Origin of the sequence: Rhodococcus sp. IEGM 27, from assembly GCF_033142305.1 — a bacterium.
GTDB classification, from domain to species: domain Bacteria; phylum Actinomycetota; class Actinomycetes; order Mycobacteriales; family Mycobacteriaceae; genus Rhodococcus_F; species Rhodococcus_F oxybenzonivorans.
Genome location: NZ_JAWLSG010000002.1, coordinates 374,588 through 393,181, shown reverse-complemented (window position 1 = coordinate 393,181; position 18,594 = coordinate 374,588). Strand labels below are relative to the sequence as shown.

Sequence of the window (18,594 nt, the reverse complement as noted above, 5' to 3'; positions counted from 1 at the left end):
GTTCACGAACGTCGTTTCCGGGGCTGATCGCGTCGTGCCGCCTTCTTCTCCTTGATTCGCACGGCCTCCTGCCGAACCTCGGCCTGGGTGGCGCGCTCCTGTTGCAACCACTCCGGCCGATCCGCCATGAGGCTGTCGATCTCCTCGGTGGTGAGGGCCTCGGTGACCCCGCCACGCGCCAGGCCCGCGATGGAGACCCCCAGCTTCGCCGCGACCACGGAACGCGGGTGCGGGCCGTTGCGCCGCAGTTCGAGCAACCACTCGGGCGGATCGGACTGCAGCGCGGTGAGCTCGTCGCGGGACACGACACCCTCCTGGAACTCGGCAGGTGTGGCTTCGAGGTACACACCCAGCTTCTTCGCCGCGGTTGCCGGCTTCATCGTCTGGGTGCTCTTGTGCGACGTCATGGTGCCAAGAGTAACGAGGATGCGCAGTGGTTCCGACCACGGCCGGTAGCCTGACGGAGTGACAGACGCGGTAGTGCCCCCTTCGTTCCGCCTTGCGTACGTCCCGGGGGTGACACCCACCAAGTGGATCCGGATCTGGAACGAGCGGATGCCCGGCGTACCCCTCACCCTGATTGCGCTGTCCGCGGCCGACGCGCCCGCAGCTCTGCGAGACGGCGAGGTGGACGCCGGGCTCGTCCGGGTGCCGATCGACAGGGAAGGCCTCAGCGCCATCCCCCTCTATGCCGAGACCCCCGTCGTCGTCATCCCCCGAGACCATGTGGTGGCAGCGGTGGACGAGATCGCCGCGGAGGACCTTGCGGACGACGTCGTGCTGCATCCCCTCGACGACATTCTCGATTGGGCAGAATTCCCCGGAGTACCGGCGAAGGAGCGTCCCGCCACGACGGCGGATGCGATCGAACTGGTGGCGGCCGGAGTGGGCCTCGTCGTCGTACCGCAGTCGCTGGCCCGGCTGTATCACCGTAAGGATTTGACGTTCCGGCCGGTGACCGACGGCCCCGAGTCGCGGATTGCACTGTCGTGGCCCGAGGATCGGAAAACGGAACTGGTCGAGGAGTTCATCGGAATCGTGCGCGGGCGTACGGTCAACAGTTCGCGAGGGCGTCCACCGGCCGAGCCGGCGAAGAAGAAACGTCCGGAACCCGGCGCTACGCGGCAGCAGCGGGCAGCCGGGAACAAGAATGCCCGTGGAGGTTCGGGGAAGCGCGGTGGCAGCCGCGGGAAACCTCGCCGCCGGTCGTGAGTTCGCGGCGGGGGCTCAGTCCCGAACGGTGAGCCGCCGTCGGCGGCTCAGTCCCGAACGGTGAGCCGCCGTCGGCGGCTCAGCGCGAAGTAGTGACCGGGGCCGAGTTCGTGAGCAGGGCCGCCAGCTGCCCGTAGTCTTCGGCGCGCGCACTCGACGAGCGGAAGACGAGTCCGATCGTCCGGCCCGGAGCGGGGGCGGCAAAGCGTGCGGTGGCCAAGGGGCCGCGCCCGATCTCTACCCGCACGGCACACTCGGGGACCAGCGTCACCCCGAGCCCGCCTGCAACGCACTGGACCACCGTCGACAGCGACGTCGCGCGGGTGTCGCCCGCCATAGGCTGGACATCCGCCGATCTGCAGAGGTCGAGGGTCTGGTCCCGCAAACAGTGACCTTCGTCGAGGAGCAGGAGCGGCAACGCACCCAGCACCGAGGGCGAGATACCCGTATGTCCGGCCAGCTCATGCCCTTCGGGCACGACCATCACGAAGTCTTCTGTGTACAGCGGTATTTCGGTGAGCCCGGCCGCGCCGCTGGGCAGTGCCATCACCGCGACGTCGAGCGAGCCGGTGCGCAGTGATTCGAGAAGGCGCGCAGTCTGATCCTCGATCACCTGTGGTTCCAGAGCGGGCATGTCCTGCCGGAGGGCCGGCAGCAATGCGGGCAACACGTACGGGGCCACAGTGGGGATCAATCCGATCCGCAGCGGTCCGGTGAGCCGCTCCCCCACGCCCGCCGCCGTCGCGACGAAACCATCGGTGGCTTCGAGGATGACCTTCGCCTGGCCGAGCAGTCTCTCACCGGCTGTGGTCACGAGGACCCGGCGGGTACTCCGCTCGATCAGCTGTACGCCGAGGCCGCTTTCGAGGGCGGCGAGGGACTGGGAGAGTGTGGGTTGGCTCACACTCAAACGTGTAGCCGCAGTGCCGAAATGGCGGTGTTCGGCCACCGCGACGAACGCACGCAGCTGCGACAGTGTGGGTTGATAACTCTGATCAGCCATGCCTATCAGTATAGAGACATCTATCGGCTTTACCTTTCAGCCGGTTTCGTGCAGAATGGAATCACACCAGAAAACGCGGGTGCACGACCTTCGTGCCACCCGCTTCCGGTACCGAAACCCTCAACTGCGCCTGCGGGTGTGGTTGCACTGCGTTCGACGTGTTCACAAGACAAGTAGGAGGACGAAACATGGCTCTGCTCACCATCGGCGATCAGTTCCCCGCGTACAACCTGAAAGCCGTCATCGGCGGTGATCTCTCCAAGGTCGACGCCCAGCAGCCCGACGACTACTTCACCACGATCACCAGCGACGACCACGCCGGCAAGTGGCGGATCGTCTTCTTCTGGCCCAAGGACTTCACGTTCGTGTGCCCCACCGAGATCGCCGCATTCGGCAAGCTGAACGACGAGTTCGCCGACCGCGACGCGCAGGTGCTCGGTGCGTCCGTCGACAACGAGTTCGTCCACTTCCAGTGGCGTGCCCAGCACGAGGACCTGAAGACCCTTCCCTTCCCGATCCTTTCGGACCTCAAGCGTGAACTGGTCGAGGCCACAGGCGTTCTCAACGCCGACGGTGTCGCCGACCGCGCCACCTTCATCGTCGACCCCAACAACGAGGTCCAGTTCGTCTCCGTCACCGCCGGTTCCGTGGGCCGCAACGTCGACGAGGTCCTTCGTGTCCTCGACGCCCTGCAGTCCGACGAGCTGTGCGCCTGCAACTGGAAGAAGGGCGATCCGACGATCGACGCCGGCGAACTGCTGACTGCGAGCGTCTGAGTCATGACTGTCGAGAATCTGAAGAACTCACTCCCCGAATACGCCAAAGACCTCAAGCTCAATCTGAGTTCCATCGCGCGCAGTACCGTGCTGAACGAGCAGCAGCTGTGGGGCACCCTCCTCGCCACCGCAGCTGCCACCAAGTCGGCGACCACCTTGAAGGAGATCGCCGAAGAGGCGGCCGACTCGCTGTCGGCCGAGGCCTACAACGCAGCTCTGGGTGCCGCGTCGATCATGGGCATGAACAACGTCTTCTACCGCACCAAGGGCTACCTTGACGGTAAGTACGACGATCTCCGTGCGGGCCTGCGGATGAACATCATCGGCAACCCGGGTGTCGACAAGGCCGATTTCGAGCTGTGGTCGCTCGCGGTCTCCGCGATCAACGGCTGCAACCACTGCCTCGAAGCCCACGAGAACACCCTCCGGCAGGAAGGCGTCGACCGTGAGGTGATCTTCGAAGCGATCCGCGCCGGTTCGATCGTCGCGGGTGTCGCTCAGGCCGTCGAGGCCAACGAGACCCTCGCCACCGCGAGCGTCTGACACCTCGCAGAGGTACTCCCGAAGGGCCCCGCTCGCGTACTGCGCATGCGGGGCCCTTCGTCGCTCCTCGGAGCGATAGAGTGCGTCAATGCCCCTTCACGTAGACGTCGTCCGGGTATTCACGGACGAGAACGGACGCCACGGCAATCCGCTCGGCATCGTCGATGCGTCGACCGTCCCGCCCGACGACCGGCAGAAAGTCGCGGCTGCCCTCGGATACAGCGAGACGATCTTCGTCGATCTCCCCGCCCCGGGCGACGACTCCGCCCGCGCGGTAATTTTCACACCCGGAACCGAGCTTCCCTTCGCAGGACACCCCACCGTCGGGCTGTCCTGGTGGCTGCGTGAACGCGGTACCGCAGTGAAGACGCTGGACGTACCAGCCGGAGCTGTGACCACCCGGCACTCGGGTGCGATCACCTGGGTGCGGGCAAAGCCGGAGTGGGCGCCCGAATTCTCGCTGTACCTGATGAACAGCGTCAGGGACGTCGAGACTGCCGATCCGAAGAAGTTCGGCAAGGGCCACCACTACCTGTGGGCCTGGACCGACAAGGTGGAGCACTCGATTCGGTCACGAATGTTTGCGCCCGACATGGGCATCGTGGAGGACGAGGCGACTGGAGCCGCCGCCGTCCGTATCACCGCTCACCTCCGGCACGCCCTGCTGATCACGCAGGGCCGCGGCTCCGAACTGCGCACCACGTACGACCCCGCCGGCTGGGTCGAGGTCGGCGGGCGTGTGCATGCCGAAAAGTCACGAACCCTCTGACAGGCGACGGCCGCGCCCCGCGGCGAGATCGGCGTCGCTGAGGACGACCTCGATCTCGCGGCCCAGCGTGACACCGGGGACCAGGGGAAGCCGGTCGCCACTCCAGAACTTTCCGGGGTCGTACCAACTCGTGCGGTGATCCCCGGCGAGAAGGCCCATCTCTTCGTAAGTTGTGGCGACCACCTCGGCACAGTAAGCACTTTCGAGGCTCCCTGAACGCCTCCTCGCACGCCGGCCGAGAGGGAGCCGTCCACCGAACCAGCGAGAAGCAAGTTTCGCGGTCGAGGGGAACGGAGTTCCGTCGAGTCGCGCAATGGTCCGCATCAGCGCGTCTTCCTGTTCCCTCGTTGCGGGCTCCGCGAGCTGCCGCAACCACCCCCGCTGTCCGTAACGGGCACCCCACACCTGGACGGCGGCGCGTAGATCGTGCAACTGCACGCCGCGTTGAAACCGCCCGGTCCACATGTCCTGCAACGAATGCCCGAGTTCCGCGTGCCACATCAGCGGCGGCAGATCTTCGAGCACCACCGACATGCCCACGTGGTTGACGGGGCTGTTGGTCAGCGTCTGAATGGCCCGGTCCGCCGGCGATTCTCCGCGGAAGATCCAGATATCTCCGGTGCGGGTGATGTTCACCGCGGTGTCGAGGTCGATACGGGAACCGGCCGATCGAGCGTCGGTGTGCGAGGGCGCGTGCATGCGCTCTAGCCTAAGGCGATGAGACCCCGAGGCAGACAGTGGTGGAAACTCGTCGGGCTCGCCGGTGTGGTGGGCGTGGCAGCGACCGGTGTCGTGGCGGCCCGCGCAGACCGGCAACGCAAGGCATACACGCCGGACGAGGTCCGCGCCCGGCTCCACGAGCGCTACACGCGCGCCTACGCAGCACGCGATGGGAAGCAGGAGATTCCGTTGACACCGCCGACCTGGCGGGCTCGCTCGGCCGCCGCCCTGCACCGACTCCGCAGCCGGCTACCCGGATCGCACTAGCCGAGTGCGCGTCCGAATCCGTCGGCGAGCGCGCCCACCTGCTCGTCCGTCATGACGAACGCGGGTGAAATCTGCATCGCACCTTGACCGGCGGCACGACTCGAAATTCCGTGCTCGCGAAGAGTCTTTACCAAGGGCAAAGCCTCCGCGGGGTCGGCGAGTTGCACGGCGGCGACAGCGCCGAGGCCGCTGCGAATCTCCGCGACCCGGGGGTGGTCGGCGAGCGGTGCGAGGTGCCGATGTAACGAGGCCTCGAGGCGCTTCGAGTCCGCGAGAAGGTTCTCCCGCTCGATGATGTCGAGGTTGGCAAGTGCAGCGGCCGCCGCGCCGGCGTGCCCACCGTAGGTGTATCCGTGACGCCACCAGACACCGCCGGCGAAGAAGGGCTCCGCCACCCGGGGTGCGATGAAGACCGCCCCCATGGGGACGTAGCCGGAGGTCAAGCCCTTCGCCGTGGTCATCATGTCGGGTTCGAGACCGAACCGCGTGGACGCGAACCAGTCGCCGCCGATTCGCCCGAAGCCCGTGACCACCTCGTCGACGACGAACAGGATGTCGTGTTCACGGCAGATGTCCCGGACCTCGGTGAGGTAACCGTCCGGCGGCAGATACACGCCGCCCGCGCCGATGATCGGCTCGCAGAAGAATGCCGCGATCCGGTCGGCGCCGACCTTCTCGACGAGCTCGAGGAGACTCTTGGCGTCGTCCCATGCCACGGTCGCGGCGTCGGACATCAACTCGCCGTAGCCCTCCCGGTTGACGGGGATGCCTGCCAGCGCGGTACCCGCGACATGCATGCCGTGGTACGCCTTCTGCCTGCCGACCACGATCGTCTTGTCGGGCCTGCCCATTTCGTGCCAGTAGCGGCGCGCCAGTTTGGCTGCCGTGTCCACGGAGTCGGATCCACCGGAGGTGAAGAAGATCTTGCTGCCCGGCACGGGAGCCAGCGCGGCCAGCCGGTCGGCGAGTGCTGCTGTGGTTGCGGGGACGAAATCGCCGAAATTCGAGAAATGCGCGACGGTCCGAAGTTGGTCCGCCACAGCGTCCGCGATCTCCGAGCGCCCGTGGCCGACGTTGGTGAACCACAGACCCGCGGTGGCGTCGAGGTAGCGGTTTCCCTGATCGTCCCAGATGTACGCGCCGTCGCCGCGGGAGACGACGAACGCGCCGTTCTCCTCCACCGCGCCCATATCCGCGAAGCCGTGCCACAGTGCCGACGCCATGATCATCCCTTCGTGAACCCCACTCCGAGGCGACTATGCCATGTCGCCGGGCAGGGATCTCGCCCGCCTACTTCTCGGCGTATGCGGTGGGATGCGGTTCCGTGTCGATTCCCGGCAGCCCCCGGCCTCGGATGGAGGCTCCTGCCGTCTCGGCCACGAAGTAGAGCGCCACGAGACCGATCCCGCACGCGATCATCATGTAGAACGCGGGCATCAGCGTGTTGTCCGTCCACTCGATCAGCAGTTCGTTGACGGCAGGCGCCGTTCCCCCGAACAGCGAGGTGGACACGTTGTAGGCGATGGCGAATCCGGCGAAGCGCACGTGCGTGGGAAACATCGCCGGGAACGTTGCGGAGATCGTCGACAGCTGCAGCACGTACAGCAATCCCAGGACGGCGAAAGCGAAGATTGCCCAAGCGAATCCCTGGCGCATCAGCAGATACATCGGCACCGCCAGCACGATGAGACCGACGAGCGAGACGTACCACAACGGTTTTCGTCCGAATCGGTCCGACAACCCGCCCGCGAACGGGATCACCGCCATCATCACGAGTTGCCCGACGATGAACAGGGTCAACGACGCGGTGGACGACAAACCGATCTGGGTTTCCAGATACGTCGGCATATAGCTGAGCAAGGTGTAGTTGGTGACGTTCAGAGCGACGACAAGACCGGCGAGCAGCAACATCGGCCGCCAGTACTCCGTCACCAGATCCTTGAACTCCGTCGCGGCCCCCTCCTCGACCGCCCCTTCCTCGTCGAGTTCGCGGAAGACGGGTGTTTCCTCGAGTTTCGTGCGCAGGTACAGGCCGATCAGACCCATCGGGCCCGCGATCAGGAAGGGAATACGCCATCCCCAGGTCTCCATGAACGGTTCGGTGGACGCCAGCTCCACCGTCAGAACCACAATGGCGCCCAGCGCGTATCCGCCGAGCGTGCCGAATTCGAGGAAACTACCGCAGAATCCTCGCTTTCGGTCGGGCGAATACTCGGCCATGAAGGTAGCCGCGCCGCCGTACTCACCTCCGGTGGAGAAACCCTGGATCATGCGAAGAAGCACCAGCAACAAGGGTGCCCAGAATCCGATGACGTCGTATCCGGGAACGAGTCCCACACAGAACGTCGCTCCCGCCATCAGCAGGATGGTGAGCGCCAGAACCTGTCGGCGGCCGAGACGGTCACCGAGCGGGCCCCAGACGAGCCCGCCGAGGGGTCGCACGACGAAGGAGACAGCGAACACCAGCAGGGCATACAACGTGGCAGAGCCGGTGTCGCCGGGAAAGAAGGACGCCGAAATATACGACACCGTGAACGCATACACGCCGTAGTCGAACCATTCGGTGGCGTTGCCCATTGCCGAAGCCGCGATTGCGCGTCGAAGAACTCCTGGCGGCAGGGCATCCTGGTCGGCTGGTGGATTCTCGTATGCCATGTTCCGCCCCCTCGAGGCCGCTGTCAGGTGAGTCCATTGTGTCCCGAGTGGCGGATGTTGTCGCCACTTTTGCCGATTGCCACCGTGTCCGCGGACGCCGATAGCTTCGACCAGCGGCAGTGTGCGCCGACTCATCGACGGGTAGTCGACCGGGATGAACAGTCGCATCATCGCCGTGGCCGTCGACTGCCACGACGCGCAATCACTGGCCCAATTCTGGTGTGAGGCTCTGGACTATCCGTCGACCCGCCAGTGGAACGACGCGTACGGCCGCACCTACCTCGAGGCGAATCGACCGGGACTTCCAGCGCTGCTCTTCCAACCCGTCGCAGAAGAGAAAGCGGCCAAGAATCGACTGCACCTCGACATCGCCCCGTCGTCGCGCACGCAGGACGCCGAGGTGCAACGACTCCTCGCGCTCGGGGCCCGGCTGCTGAGCAACGATTCGAGGGTGCCGTGGGTGGTGCTCGCCGATCCGGAGGGCAACGAGTTCTGTGTTCTTCCCCCACACCCGGTGGGCGACGATGCGGGCGGATAGCGACGCCCTTCGGTCAGCGGTGAGACCGCGACACCCGCTGCCGGACCACCCGCCCCCAAGCCACTACCCGGCGACGAGCGGTGTCGATCCACGGATGCTCGGTGACCAGCAGCACGGCGTCCCGCCAGGCACTGGGTGCGGGCAGCGATTCCACCGACCTCGTGACGAGACGATCGAGCGCCTCCGAGACCAGTGACGCCCGTTCCAAGTGCACCATGTGTCCTGCGCCGGGCACTCTGACGAGTTCTGCCTCCGGCAATTGCTCGGCGATCGCCTTCGAATACCGGAACGGCGTCAGGAGGTCCCTGTCACCGCACAGCACCAGAGTGGGAACCGGTTCGAGGAGCGGCACCGCGGCGGTTTCGTCGTGGTTCTTGAACGAGGGCAGAAAATCGACGAGCGTCTTCAGGGGTGTGTCGTTGATCATCTGTTCGGAGTGCCAGACGATGGCCGGGCTGATACGACGATCACCGAACGACGCCGACCGCAGAATCGGCGCCAGCACGCGCTTGCTCGCGCCCCGGCCACCCTGGACTACGCGAGGCAGGGCACGTGCCGCCGTGCTGAATCCGGCGACCACCGGCGTGTTGAGGGTCCGCGCGAGGCCGACGTCCCCCAGTGCACCCGCCGCGGTCGCGATCAGTCCGACCCCCACCACCCGGGAACCGATCAGGTCGGGATACCGGCCGACATAGGAGAGCACCGCCATTCCGCCCATGGAGTGCCCGACCAGCACGATCGGCCCCTCAGGGACGAGTGCCCGGATCACGGCGTCGATGTCCCGGGCGAGGTGCGGAATCGTGCAGGTCTCACGTCGCGGCACACCCGAATTGCCGTGCCCACGCAGATCGAAGAACACCATGCGGATCGTCGGTCCCCATACCTCTTCGAGGTGTACGCGCTGGAAATGCCAGCCGGTCATCCGGTTGCAGAAACCGTGCACGAAGACCACGGTGAGCGGCGCATATTCGGGACCGACCTCGCGGACGGCCAGCGGAACGCCATCGTCGGCCGCGACGACGCTGCCGCGGTCGCGGCTGAGCAGGTCGAAATTCTCACCTGCGAACTCGTCGAACATAGTCTCCCAGCCGTTGCCGATATCGGGGTACGCGTCTGACGTTGGTCGTCCTGGAGAATAGCGCGTGGCGACGACCTGCCCCCGCCGCTACGCCCGAGCCGTCGGCTCGTCGACCGCGTTGGCTAGGCTGTAGCTCAGCATGTCCATCACAGCACCGAGCCGGCGAGATCTGAAGAACTCCCTCGGCGAACTCACTTTGCGCGACGAGCACCGGCTCCGCAGGCGACTGGACCGAGCGCGCACGCCCCAGGCGCTCGCCGGCGTCTCGGACGAGATCGCGACCGCCCGCGCCCGGCTCGAGCGCCGACGGGCGAGCGTTCCCCGCATCGACTACCCCGACGCGCTCCCGGTCAGCCGGCGCCGTGACGACATCGCGCACGCCATCTCGGAGCACCAAGTGGTAATCGTCGCGGGTGAGACCGGGTCGGGCAAGACCACGCAGATTCCGAAGATCTGCCTCGAACTCGGCCGCGGGGTACGCGGGCTCATCGGGCATACGCAGCCCCGCCGGCTCGCAGCCCGGACGGTAGCCGAACGGATCGCCGAAGAGGTACACAGCGAACTCGGGGAGACCGTCGGCTACACGGTGCGGTTCACCGACCAGGTGTCGGACGGCACACTCGTCAAACTGATGACCGACGGCATCCTCCTCGCCGAGATTCAGCGAGACAAAATGCTCCGCCGGTACGACACCCTCATCATCGACGAGGCTCACGAGCGCAGCCTGAACATCGACTTCATCCTGGGGTACCTACGCCAGCTACTCCCCCGGCGACCCGACCTCAAGGTCGTCATCACCTCGGCCACGATCGACCCTCAGCGGTTCGCCGAGCACTTCGCCGTCGACGGCGTGCCCGCGCCGATCGTGGAGGTGTCGGGGCGAACCTTCCCTGTCGAGATGCGTTACCGCCCTCTCACCGTCGAAGTGGGCGATCAGACCTTCGATCGTGATCCCGTCGACGCGGTGTGTGAAGCCGTCGAAGAACTGTCGGCGGAAGGGGACGGCGACATCCTCGTCTTCCTGTCCGGCGAGCGGGAGATCCGCGACACCGCGGACGCGCTGCGGGACAGACGACTACGGGGTACCGACATCGTTCCGTTGTATGCGCGACTCTCCGCGGCGGAACAGCACAAGGTGTTCACTCCCCACACGGGACGTCGGGTCGTCTTGTCGACGAACGTCGCCGAGACGTCCCTGACCGTGCCCGGCATCCGTTACGTCGTGGATCCGGGAACTGCCCGCATCTCGCGGTATTCGGTGCGCACAAAAGTGCAGCGTCTCCCGATCGAGCCGATCTCCCAGGCCTCCGCCCGCCAGCGCTCCGGTCGCTGTGGACGCGTCGCGGACGGCATCTGCATTCGGCTGTACTCGGAAGAAGACTTCGAGTCCAGGCCCCCGTTCACCGAGCCGGAGATTCTTCGCACCAACCTCGCATCCGTCATTTTGCAGATGACCGCCCTCGGTCTCGGTGACATCGCCGCGTTTCCGTTCGTCCAACCGCCCGATCCGCGCGCGATCCGGGACGGCATCGGCCTGCTCGAAGAGCTGGGCGCGATCGAGCAGTCCACCCAGAAGGAGCAGCCCGTCCTGACCCCGGTCGGACGCGAACTCGCCCAGATTCCGGTGGACCCTCGCATGGCCCGCATGCTCGTCGAGGCGCACCGCAACGGCTGCCTCGCCGAAGTCCTCGTGATCGTCTCCGCCCTGTCGATCCAGGACGTGCGCGAACGTCCTGCCGAATTCCAGCAGGCGGCCGACGAGAAACATGCCCGTTTCGCCGTGGAGAACTCGGACTTCCTGGCCTTTCTCGAGCTGTGGAAGTATCTCGGCGAACAACGGAACGAACTGTCCTCCAACCAGTTCCGGAAGATGTGCCGCAACGAATTTCTTCACTGGCTCCGCATCCGCGAATGGCAGGACCTCCATGGTCAGCTCCGCCAGATCACCCGCGGACTGGGCTGGGAGGTGAGCAGCACCTCCACCGCCGGGGAGGCGGCGATTCACCAATCGCTGCTGGCGGGACTGTTGTCGCACATCGGACTTCGCGAGGGCGACAAGCGCGACTTCCTCGGTGCGCGTGGAAGCCGATTCGCCATCTTCCCCGGTTCGAGCCTGTTCAAGAAGCCCCCGCGGTGGGTGATGGCCGCAGAACTCGTCGAAACCTCTCGGTTGTGGGCACGCATGTCCGCGAGGATCGAACCCGAGTGGGCCGAGAAGCTCGCGCCGCACCTCGTGAAACGCACCTACTCCGAACCGCACTGGTCGTCCAAGCGCGGATCCGCCATGGCGTACGAACGCGTGACGTTGTACGGAATCCCCCTCGTCGCTCGGCGCGCGGTGAACTACGCTGCCATCGACCCCGAAACGTCCCGCGAACTGTTCATCCGCCATGCACTCGTCCAGGGCGAATGGCAAACGCAGCACACATTCTTCCACGCCAACCGCGCACTGCTCGAAGATGTCGAGGAACTCGAGCATCGCGCGCGTCGCCGCGACATCCTCGTCGACGACGACACGTTGTACGAATTCTACGATCAGCGTGTGGGCGCCGAGGCAGTGTCAGCCCGCCACTTCGACTCCTGGTGGAAAGTGGCCCGCCGCGCCACGCCGGACCTCCTCACCTTCACCCAGTCGACGGTCGTCAACGCCGATTCGGCCGCCGTGCTGGGCGGCGACTACCCCGACGCCTGGCGTCAGGGCGACATGCAGTTCCCGCTCACCTACCAGTTCGAGCCCGGAAACGAGGACGACGGCGTTACCGCTCGCATCCCGATCGCCCTGCTCGCCGGTCTCCGGCCGGTGGGCTTCGATTGGCTCGTCCCCGGCATGCGCGTCGAGTTGGTGACGGCCCTGATCAAGACTCTCCCCAAAGCCTTACGCCGGCAGGTGGTTCCGGCCCCCGACTTCGCGGCAGCGGCCCTCGCGGCGGTGAAACCGCGTTCCGAACCGCTCGTCACCGCGATGGCTCGGGAGTTGTCGCGACTCGGCGCATGCCGCATCGATCCGAAGGACTTCGATGTCGTGGCACTCCCCGACCACTTACGCATGACGTTCGCGGCCGTGGACGAGAAGGGCACCGTTCTGGGCCGCGACAAGGATCTGTTGGCGCTCCGCACGTCCCTCGCTCCCCGCGTGCAGAAGGAAGTCGCGAAGGCGGCCTCCACTTCCGAGCGGCCCCCTGCGCTCACCTGGACGCCGGACACGCTCGGTTCCCTCGAGCCGACGGTGACCCGAGAACTGGGCGGGCAAAAAGTCACCGGCTATCCCGCCCTCGTTCCCGAGGGCGACGGTGTCGCCGTCCGTGTCCTGAGCACACCGTCCGAGCAACGGGCGGCTATGCGCGCCGGAACCCGCAGGCTCCTCCTGGCCGCCGTACCGACCCAGGCCAAGACGGTCGTCTCCGGGCTGAGCAATACCCAGCGACTGACCCTCGGCCAGAATCCGGACGGCAGCCTCGACGCGTTGATCGACGACTGCCGCAATGCCGCGGCTGACCAGTTGATCGCCGCCCACGGGGCGCCGATCCGCACTCCCCGTGACTTCGACGCGCTCGTCGCCGAGGCGCGAGCGGCGATGGCCCGCGAGGTCGCAATTCTGCTGCGCCTTGTCCTGCCGATTCTGGAATCTGATCACCGACTGGCAGTGGTTCTCGAACGGGCCACCGGCGAGGCTGCCGACGACGTGCGGGAGCAGCGCGCGGCGCTGCTCTTTCCTGGTTTCGTTGCCGAGACCGGATCCGCGCGGCTCCGTGAGCTACCTCGGTATCTCTCCGCCGCCACCGCACGCCTCGAATCGCTCCCCGGCAGTGCACCCCGCGATCGGAAGGGAATGGACGTCCTCGACCGCGTATATGCAGCATATGAACGCATGCTGGCAACGCTGCCGGAGGAGCGGCACCATTCGCCCGACATCGACGCGATCCACTGGATGATCGAGGAACTTCGAGTCAGCTTGTTCGCCCAGACGATCGGGACACCGATACCGGTGTCCGAAAAGCGGGTTCTCAGCGCGATGCAGAAGGTGCGCTGATGGCCGAACCGGGTGTCATTCGCTTTCGCGGGACTCGCGATGAGCGCGTAGTTCTTTGATTTCGCGCGCGAAGTCTTCCGCCGAACTGAACGAGCGGTACACGGACGCGAAACGCAGATACGCGACCTCGTCCAGATCCCGGAGGGGACCCAGGATGGCGAGCCCGACCTCGTTGCTGGGAATCTCCGCGGAACCTGAGGCCCGCACGGCATCTTCGACTTGCTGGGCAAGAAGGTTCAGTGCGTCGTTGTCGACCTGGCGGCCCTGGCAGGCGCGCCGAACGCCGCGCACCACCTTCTCCCGACTGAACGGTTCGGTGACACCGCTGCGCTTGACGACCGAGAGGACCGCGGTTTCCACGGTGGTGAACCGGCGGCCGCACTCGGGACACGAGCGTCGCCTGCGGATGGCCTGACCTTCGTCGGCTTCCCGGGAATCGACCACACGTGAATCGGGGTGCCGGCAGAACGGGCAGTGCATGGCGATTCCTTCGTCGTAGCCGTCGTGGCCGCGGCTTTTCGCCTCCCCCGATGGCGAACCGACGAATACGGATTCACGCAGCGGATGCACGATCTCGACGCGACCACACGAAGTGGTGGGACTGACAGCATTCGAGACTACTCGTCTGTCGATCGGTGGAGGCATGCAGAGCCACCCGATCACCGGGTGCCGGACGCAGGAACGATCAACGTCTGCCCCGGATGCACGACGGAGTCCGACATGGCATTGAGTTCCATGATCTGTTCGACGACCCGCGCCACAGGACGGTCCGGGAAGACAGTCGCGGCCACAGCAGCGAGACTGTCTCCCTCCCGAACGTGAACGACCTCGGTGGCGCCCGACGACCCCATGTCGTCGATGGTGGCAAGCTGCGCCACTCCCACGAGCCCCAACAGAACTGCGGCCGTGATCGCGATGCTTGCGAGGACCATCTTCCAACCCACGTCGCTTCCCCGATGCGCGTGCTCGGCGCGAGACATGCGTGACCGGGTGCCGTAGGCGACCGTTCCGGCTGCGGGACGGCGAAGGTCACCCTCGACGAAACGCCGGCGAGGCCGTGTCCGGTACGACCGCCCCCCACGCGAGCGGACGACGCGTGACCCGGCGCCTGCCCGAACCGCGCGCGGGCCGAGTGCGTGCCGATCCAGGACGGCCTGGCCATCCAGGTTTCGGCCGTTCAGTACCGACTGCCGATGGAGAACTGACTGCCGATGGAGAACTGCGTTGCTCATCGGGACCTCCGCTGCTCGAATCCGATTCCGTCCCGCCAGGCGTGGGAGTCTGCCGGGTGTTCGATCACGCGTTCGAAAGAACACATGTTCGATTTCTACCATGCGGGTCCGACAAAGTCTTCCCTTCGCGGTCGAACACGTGCACGACACGGTCGAACAGGTGTTTGATACTGCGGCGGAACCGCGATAGATTCGAGGCAACGAAACAACAGTCACATACGACCCATTTTCGAGTGGATCCGCACGACCCACACCACCCGATCCACATCCGCACGGCAGAAGATCGACACGACAAACGGAGGCCCCTCGCCATGAAGGACGACAGCTCGACCGACGGTTCGGCTCCACAGGTGAGCGGCGGCACCGCCGCCGGGTTGACCGATCGGCAGCGCCGCGTCCTCGAGGTGATTCGGACGTCCGTGAACGAACGGGGTTACCCGCCGAGCATCAGGGAGATCGGCGACGCGGTGGGCCTCACCTCGACGTCGTCGGTCGCCCACCAGCTCCGCACGCTCGAACGCAAGGGCTTTCTCCGCCGCGACCCCAATCGTCCACGCGCCGTCGACGTGCGCGGTGTGGACGAGGTCGCCGCAGGCGCCGCCGCGAACGCTGCCAATGCGGGCAATGCTGCCCGCGCCACCACCGCCCCTTTGGCCGCGGTTCCTACCGGTGTCGAGGGCGCACCGCTACCGGAGCCGACCTTCGTGCCGGTTCTCGGCCGAATCGCCGCAGGTGGCCCGATCCTCGCGGAGGAGGCTGTCGAGGACGTCTTCCCGCTTCCCCGCGAACTCGTGGGCCAGGGGTCGTTGTTCCTGTTGAAGGTGGTCGGTGAGTCGATGATCGACGCGGCGATCTGCGACGGCGACTGGGTGGTGGTGCGTCAGCAGAACGTGGCGGAGAACGGTGACATCGTCGCCGCGATGATCGACGGCGAGGCCACGGTGAAAACCTTCAAGCGCACGAAAAACGAGGTGTGGCTGATGCCCCACAACGCGTTGTTCGAGCCGATCCCCGGCAACGAGGCCGTGATCCTCGGCAAGGTCGTCACCGTGATGCGCAAGATCTAGAGGGCAATCCTCGCACGGAAGAGCCCGCGGCACACACGCTGCGGGCTCTTCCGTGTTCTCGAGATGGCGCTGACCGGGTCAGAGGTTGAGACCCCGACCGATGATCTCTTTCATGATCTCCGTGGTTCCGCCGTAGATCGTCTGCACACGGGAATCCATGTAGGCCTTGGCAATCGGGTACTCCTTCATGTACCCGTACCCACCGTGCAGCTGCAAGCACCGGTCGATGAGCCGGACCTGGGCTTCGGTGGTCCACCACTTGGCCATGGCGGCTTCCTGGACGGAGAGCTTCTCGTCGTTGAGCAGTTCGATGAACTTGTCGACGAGGACGCGGACAGCTGTTGTCTCCGTAGCGAGCTCGGCGAGTACGAAGCGCGTGTTCTGGAAACTGCCGATGGACTTGCCGAAGGCCTTCCGGTCGCGGCAGTACTGAATCGTCATCTCCAGCGCCGACTCCATGGCCGCCGCGGCCACCACGGCAATCGACAGACGCTCCTGCGGGAGATTCTTCATGAGGTAGAGGAAGCCCATTCCCTCCTCACCGAGCAGATTCGCCGCCGGAACACGCACGTCGGTGAAGCTCAATTCCGCGGTGTCCTGGGCCTTCATGCCGATTTTGTCCAGGTTGCGGCCGCGTTCGAAACCCTCCATGCCCCGTTCGACGACGAGGAGGCTGAATCCCTGCGCGCCCTTGTCGGGATCGGTACACGCGACGACGATCACGAGGTCTGCGTTGATGCCGTTGGTAATGAAGGTCTTGGAGCCGTTGAGAACCCAGTCGTCGCCGTCACGAACCGCACGGGTCTTGATTCCCTGCAGATCACTGCCGGTACCGGGTTCGGTCATGGCGATCGCCGTGATCAGCTCACCGGAGGCGAACCCGGGCAACCAGCGCTGCTTCTGCTCCTCGTTGGTGAGCTCGAGCAGGTAGGGGGCCACCACGTCGTTGTGCAGTGTGAAGCCGATGCCGCTGTATCCTCCGCGCGTGGTCTCTTCGGTGATGATCGCGTTGTACCTGAAGTCGCGGACACCGCCGCCGCCGAACTCCTCCGGCACCGCCATACCGAGGAAGCCCTGCTTACCGGCCTCGACCCACACGCTGCGGTCGACAATGTTCTGTTCTTCCCACTTGGCGTGGTTGGGTTCGGCGTGCTGGGCGAGAAACTTTCGGTACGACTCCCGGAACAGTTCGTGCTCCGGTTCGAACAGGGTGCGCTCCACGCCGTCTCCTCATATCAAACTTGTTCGGGTACGTCTCGTTCGACGGTAGAGGTGGCGGGCGCAGCGGAGAATGACCCAGGTGATCGCGATTCATGACCCACCCGGTTCGGTCACGACCTGCGGAACCTCGCGAGCGACCGCATGACGGGATAGGCGACGAGGATGCCGATCGAACCCCAGGCGATTCCGCCGAGCTCCACCGAGCCCATCGTCAGCGTGAGGTCACCGATGCCGGCGACCAGCGCCGCCGCAACGACGGTCAGATTTACCGGGTCGGTGAAATCGACCTTCGCCTCCATCCAGATGCGGACACCCAGGACGCCGATGAGCCCGTACAGCACCAGAGTCGCGCCGCCGATGACACCGCTCGGGACGGTGAAGACCAGGGCGCCGAACTTGGGGGAAAATGCGAGGACCACGGCCGTGGCGGCAGCAACCCAGTACGCCGCGGTCGAATAGACCCGTGTCGCGGCCATGACCCCGATGTTCTCGGCGTAGGTGGTGGTGCCGGAGCCACCGCCGAATCCCGCCAGGGTGGTGGCGAGTCCGTCCGCGACGAGTGCGTCGCCGGCAACGTCGTCGAGTGATCGGCCGGTCATCGCGGACACCGCTTTCACGTGGCCGACGTTCTCGGCGACGAGGACGATGACGACGGGCAATGTCAGCGCGATCACCGACCATTCGAACGTGGGCCCCCGCAACTCGGGCATTCCGAACCAGGCGGCATCGCGCAGGGCGGTCACGCGTTCGTCGGCGAGGCCCCCGGTGATCGCCGCGAATATCCAGCCGAGGACAACGCCGACCAGGATCCCGAGACGGCCGAGCAATCCGGGTCCGAGAACGGTGACGACAAGAATGGCGAGCAGGGTCACGCCCGCGATGAGGGGTTGTGACTCGAACGAATCGACCGCTGTCGGAGCGAGATTGAGCCCGATCAGCGCCACGACAGCGCCCGTGACGACGGGCGGCATGACCGCGTCGATCACCCGGGAGCCCGCCAGTTTCACGGCCACGCCGACCAGCAAGAGGAGCACACCCGCCGCCGCCACCCCGCCGAGCTGGGCGGCAGGACCTGATGCCTGGGATGCCGTCAACGGGGCGATGAACGCGAAGGAGGAACCGAGGTAGCTGGGAATGCGGCCGCGGGTCAGGAGCAGGAAGAGCGCCGTTCCGATCCCGGAGAACAGCAGCGTGGTGGTGACAGGGAAGCCGGTAATCGTCGGCACCAAGAGGGTGGCACCGAACATCGCGATGACGTGTTGCATCCCGATCCCGACCGTACGGGGCCAGGTCAGACGCTCGGCAGGTGCAACGACCTCGCCGTCGGCAATCCGCCTACCGTCACCGTGCAGGGTCCACCCGAAGGCCTTCGCGGGGGCGGCCTGGCCGGAACCCTCTCCGACAGGGCCGTCGGAGGCGTCGATTTCTCTTCTCGTCACAGTTGGCCAATAGTAGGGACGATCTGCGAATTTCGCGCCGCGGG

The 18,594-nt window shown here is 65.8% G+C and carries 18 protein-coding genes; 8 read left to right on the top strand and 10 right to left on the bottom strand.

Annotation, left to right across the window (positions count from 1 at the left end; all coding sequences use genetic code 11):
• Positions 1-2: 2 nt before the first annotated feature.
• A complete protein-coding gene (locus R4P95_RS08240; RefSeq protein WP_109330697.1) occupies positions 3-407 on the bottom strand; it encodes a DUF5997 family protein in 405 nt (134 codons plus the stop codon).
• A 58-nt stretch (positions 408-465) separates the two neighbouring features.
• On the opposite strand from R4P95_RS08240, the gene R4P95_RS08235 reads away from it, so the two are divergent.
• Entirely contained in the window at positions 466-1,212 is a 747-nt protein-coding gene (locus tag R4P95_RS08235) for a LysR substrate-binding domain-containing protein (protein WP_317746577.1), read from the top strand.
• Positions 1,213-1,291: 79 nt separating this feature from the next.
• On the opposite strand, the gene R4P95_RS08230 is transcribed toward R4P95_RS08235, so the two are convergent.
• Positions 1,292-2,215 carry a hydrogen peroxide-inducible genes activator gene (locus tag R4P95_RS08230; RefSeq protein ID WP_317746576.1) on the bottom strand — a complete coding sequence of 308 codons (924 nt, stop codon included), beginning with the start codon at positions 2,213-2,215 and terminating at the stop codon, positions 1,292-1,294.
• Positions 2,216-2,403: 188 nt separating this feature from the next.
• Between R4P95_RS08230 and R4P95_RS08225 the strand changes: the two genes are divergently transcribed.
• The 3 genes from R4P95_RS08225 (at position 2,404) to R4P95_RS08215 (ending at position 4,303) form a co-directional block, all read left to right on the top strand.
• Positions 2,404-2,991, top strand: coding sequence for a peroxiredoxin (locus R4P95_RS08225; protein ID WP_109330702.1), 588 nt, complete (start codon positions 2,404-2,406; stop codon positions 2,989-2,991).
• Positions 2,992-2,994: 3 nt separating this feature from the next.
• Entirely contained in the window at positions 2,995-3,534 is a 540-nt protein-coding gene (locus R4P95_RS08220) for a carboxymuconolactone decarboxylase family protein (RefSeq protein ID WP_109330704.1), read from the top strand.
• A gap of 88 nt (positions 3,535-3,622) precedes the next feature.
• Positions 3,623-4,303 carry a PhzF family phenazine biosynthesis protein gene (locus tag R4P95_RS08215; protein WP_317746575.1) on the top strand — a complete coding sequence of 227 codons (681 nt, stop codon included), beginning with the start codon at positions 3,623-3,625 and terminating at the stop codon, positions 4,301-4,303.
• Here the strand turns inward: R4P95_RS08215 and R4P95_RS08210 are convergent.
• Positions 4,289-5,002 carry a hypothetical protein gene (locus tag R4P95_RS08210; RefSeq protein ID WP_317746574.1) on the bottom strand — a complete coding sequence of 238 codons (714 nt, stop codon included), beginning with the start codon at positions 5,000-5,002 and terminating at the stop codon, positions 4,289-4,291. The genes R4P95_RS08215 and R4P95_RS08210 overlap by 15 nt on opposite strands.
• An 18-nt stretch (positions 5,003-5,020) precedes the next feature.
• Between R4P95_RS08210 and R4P95_RS08205 the strand changes: the two genes are divergently transcribed.
• Positions 5,021-5,290 (top strand): hypothetical protein, encoded by a 270-nt coding sequence (locus R4P95_RS08205; protein WP_213571755.1) that lies wholly within the window; start codon positions 5,021-5,023, stop codon positions 5,288-5,290.
• Here R4P95_RS08205 and R4P95_RS08200 read toward each other — a convergent pair.
• Positions 5,287-6,519, bottom strand: coding sequence for an aspartate aminotransferase family protein (locus R4P95_RS08200; RefSeq protein ID WP_317746573.1), 1,233 nt, complete (start codon positions 6,517-6,519; stop codon positions 5,287-5,289). The genes R4P95_RS08205 and R4P95_RS08200 overlap by 4 nt on opposite strands.
• A gap of 61 nt (positions 6,520-6,580) precedes the next feature.
• The gene (locus R4P95_RS08195) at positions 6,581-7,945 is read right to left on the bottom strand and encodes an MFS transporter (RefSeq protein ID WP_109330713.1); all 1,365 of its coding nucleotides are present in this window, start codon (positions 7,943-7,945) and stop codon (positions 6,581-6,583) included.
• A gap of 154 nt (positions 7,946-8,099) precedes the next feature.
• Here R4P95_RS08195 and R4P95_RS08190 point away from each other — a divergent pair, with 154 nt between their 5' ends.
• Positions 8,100-8,483: a VOC family protein gene (locus tag R4P95_RS08190; protein ID WP_213571753.1), complete on the top strand. Its 384-nt coding sequence runs from the start codon at positions 8,100-8,102 to the stop codon at positions 8,481-8,483.
• Positions 8,484-8,496: 13 nt separating this feature from the next.
• Here R4P95_RS08190 and R4P95_RS08185 read toward each other — a convergent pair whose 3' ends face one another.
• Complete coding sequence (locus tag R4P95_RS08185) at positions 8,497-9,561, bottom strand: alpha/beta hydrolase (protein WP_317746572.1); 1,065 nt, start codon at positions 9,559-9,561, stop codon at positions 8,497-8,499.
• Between the two features lie 139 nt (positions 9,562-9,700).
• Between R4P95_RS08185 and hrpA the strand changes: the two genes are divergently transcribed.
• Positions 9,701-13,591, top strand: a complete 3,891-nt coding sequence (gene hrpA, locus R4P95_RS08180) for an ATP-dependent RNA helicase HrpA (protein WP_317746571.1) — start codon at positions 9,701-9,703, stop codon at positions 13,589-13,591.
• A 15-nt stretch (positions 13,592-13,606) separates the two neighbouring features.
• Here hrpA and nrdR read toward each other — a convergent pair whose 3' ends face one another.
• The gene (nrdR, locus tag R4P95_RS08175) at positions 13,607-14,071 is read right to left on the bottom strand and encodes a transcriptional regulator NrdR (protein WP_109335162.1); all 465 of its coding nucleotides are present in this window, start codon (positions 14,069-14,071) and stop codon (positions 13,607-13,609) included.
• Between the two features lie 179 nt (positions 14,072-14,250).
• Positions 14,251-14,823, bottom strand: coding sequence for a LysM peptidoglycan-binding domain-containing protein (locus R4P95_RS08170; RefSeq protein ID WP_317746570.1), 573 nt, complete (start codon positions 14,821-14,823; stop codon positions 14,251-14,253).
• Positions 14,824-15,134: 311 nt separating this feature from the next.
• Here R4P95_RS08170 and lexA point away from each other — a divergent pair, with 311 nt between their 5' ends.
• Positions 15,135-15,890: a transcriptional repressor LexA gene (gene lexA, locus R4P95_RS08165; protein ID WP_159926339.1), complete on the top strand. Its 756-nt coding sequence runs from the start codon at positions 15,135-15,137 to the stop codon at positions 15,888-15,890.
• Between the two features lie 78 nt (positions 15,891-15,968).
• On the opposite strand, the gene R4P95_RS08160 is transcribed toward lexA, so the two are convergent.
• Both R4P95_RS08160 and R4P95_RS08155 read right to left on the bottom strand, forming a co-directional pair.
• A complete protein-coding gene (locus tag R4P95_RS08160) occupies positions 15,969-17,111 on the bottom strand; it encodes an acyl-CoA dehydrogenase family protein (RefSeq protein WP_213571749.1) in 1,143 nt (380 codons plus the stop codon).
• Positions 17,112-17,221: 110 nt separating this feature from the next.
• The gene (locus tag R4P95_RS08155) at positions 17,222-18,550 is read right to left on the bottom strand and encodes a uracil-xanthine permease family protein (protein WP_317746569.1); all 1,329 of its coding nucleotides are present in this window, start codon (positions 18,548-18,550) and stop codon (positions 17,222-17,224) included.
• Between the last annotated feature and the right edge of the window lie 44 nt (positions 18,551-18,594).

Bases quoted from the DNA above. Each gene is read 5' to 3' on its own strand.
- R4P95_RS08240 (WP_109330697.1), bottom strand. From the start codon at position 407: ATGACGTCGCACAAGAGCACCCAGACGATGAAGCCGGCAACCGCGGCG.
- R4P95_RS08230 (WP_317746576.1), bottom strand. From the start codon at position 2,215: ATGGCTGATCAGAGTTATCAACCCACACTGTCGCAGCTGCGTGCGTTC.
- R4P95_RS08225 (WP_109330702.1), top strand. From the start codon at position 2,404: ATGGCTCTGCTCACCATCGGCGATCAGTTCCCCGCGTACAACCTGAAA.
- R4P95_RS08220 (WP_109330704.1), top strand. From the start codon at position 2,995: ATGACTGTCGAGAATCTGAAGAACTCACTCCCCGAATACGCCAAAGAC.
- R4P95_RS08215 (WP_317746575.1), top strand. From the start codon at position 3,623: ATGCCCCTTCACGTAGACGTCGTCCGGGTATTCACGGACGAGAACGGA.
- R4P95_RS08210 (WP_317746574.1), bottom strand. From the start codon at position 5,002: ATGCACGCGCCCTCGCACACCGACGCTCGATCGGCCGGTTCCCGTATC.
- R4P95_RS08205 (WP_213571755.1), top strand. From the start codon at position 5,021: ATGAGACCCCGAGGCAGACAGTGGTGGAAACTCGTCGGGCTCGCCGGT.
- R4P95_RS08200 (WP_317746573.1), bottom strand. From the start codon at position 6,519: ATGATCATGGCGTCGGCACTGTGGCACGGCTTCGCGGATATGGGCGCG.
- R4P95_RS08195 (WP_109330713.1), bottom strand. From the start codon at position 7,945: ATGGCATACGAGAATCCACCAGCCGACCAGGATGCCCTGCCGCCAGGA.
- R4P95_RS08190 (WP_213571753.1), top strand. From the start codon at position 8,100: ATGAACAGTCGCATCATCGCCGTGGCCGTCGACTGCCACGACGCGCAA.
- R4P95_RS08185 (WP_317746572.1), bottom strand. From the start codon at position 9,561: ATGTTCGACGAGTTCGCAGGTGAGAATTTCGACCTGCTCAGCCGCGAC.
- hrpA (WP_317746571.1), top strand. From the start codon at position 9,701: ATGTCCATCACAGCACCGAGCCGGCGAGATCTGAAGAACTCCCTCGGC.
- nrdR (WP_109335162.1), bottom strand. From the start codon at position 14,071: ATGCACTGCCCGTTCTGCCGGCACCCCGATTCACGTGTGGTCGATTCC.
- R4P95_RS08170 (WP_317746570.1), bottom strand. From the start codon at position 14,823: ATGAGCAACGCAGTTCTCCATCGGCAGTCAGTTCTCCATCGGCAGTCG.
- lexA (WP_159926339.1), top strand. From the start codon at position 15,135: ATGAAGGACGACAGCTCGACCGACGGTTCGGCTCCACAGGTGAGCGGC.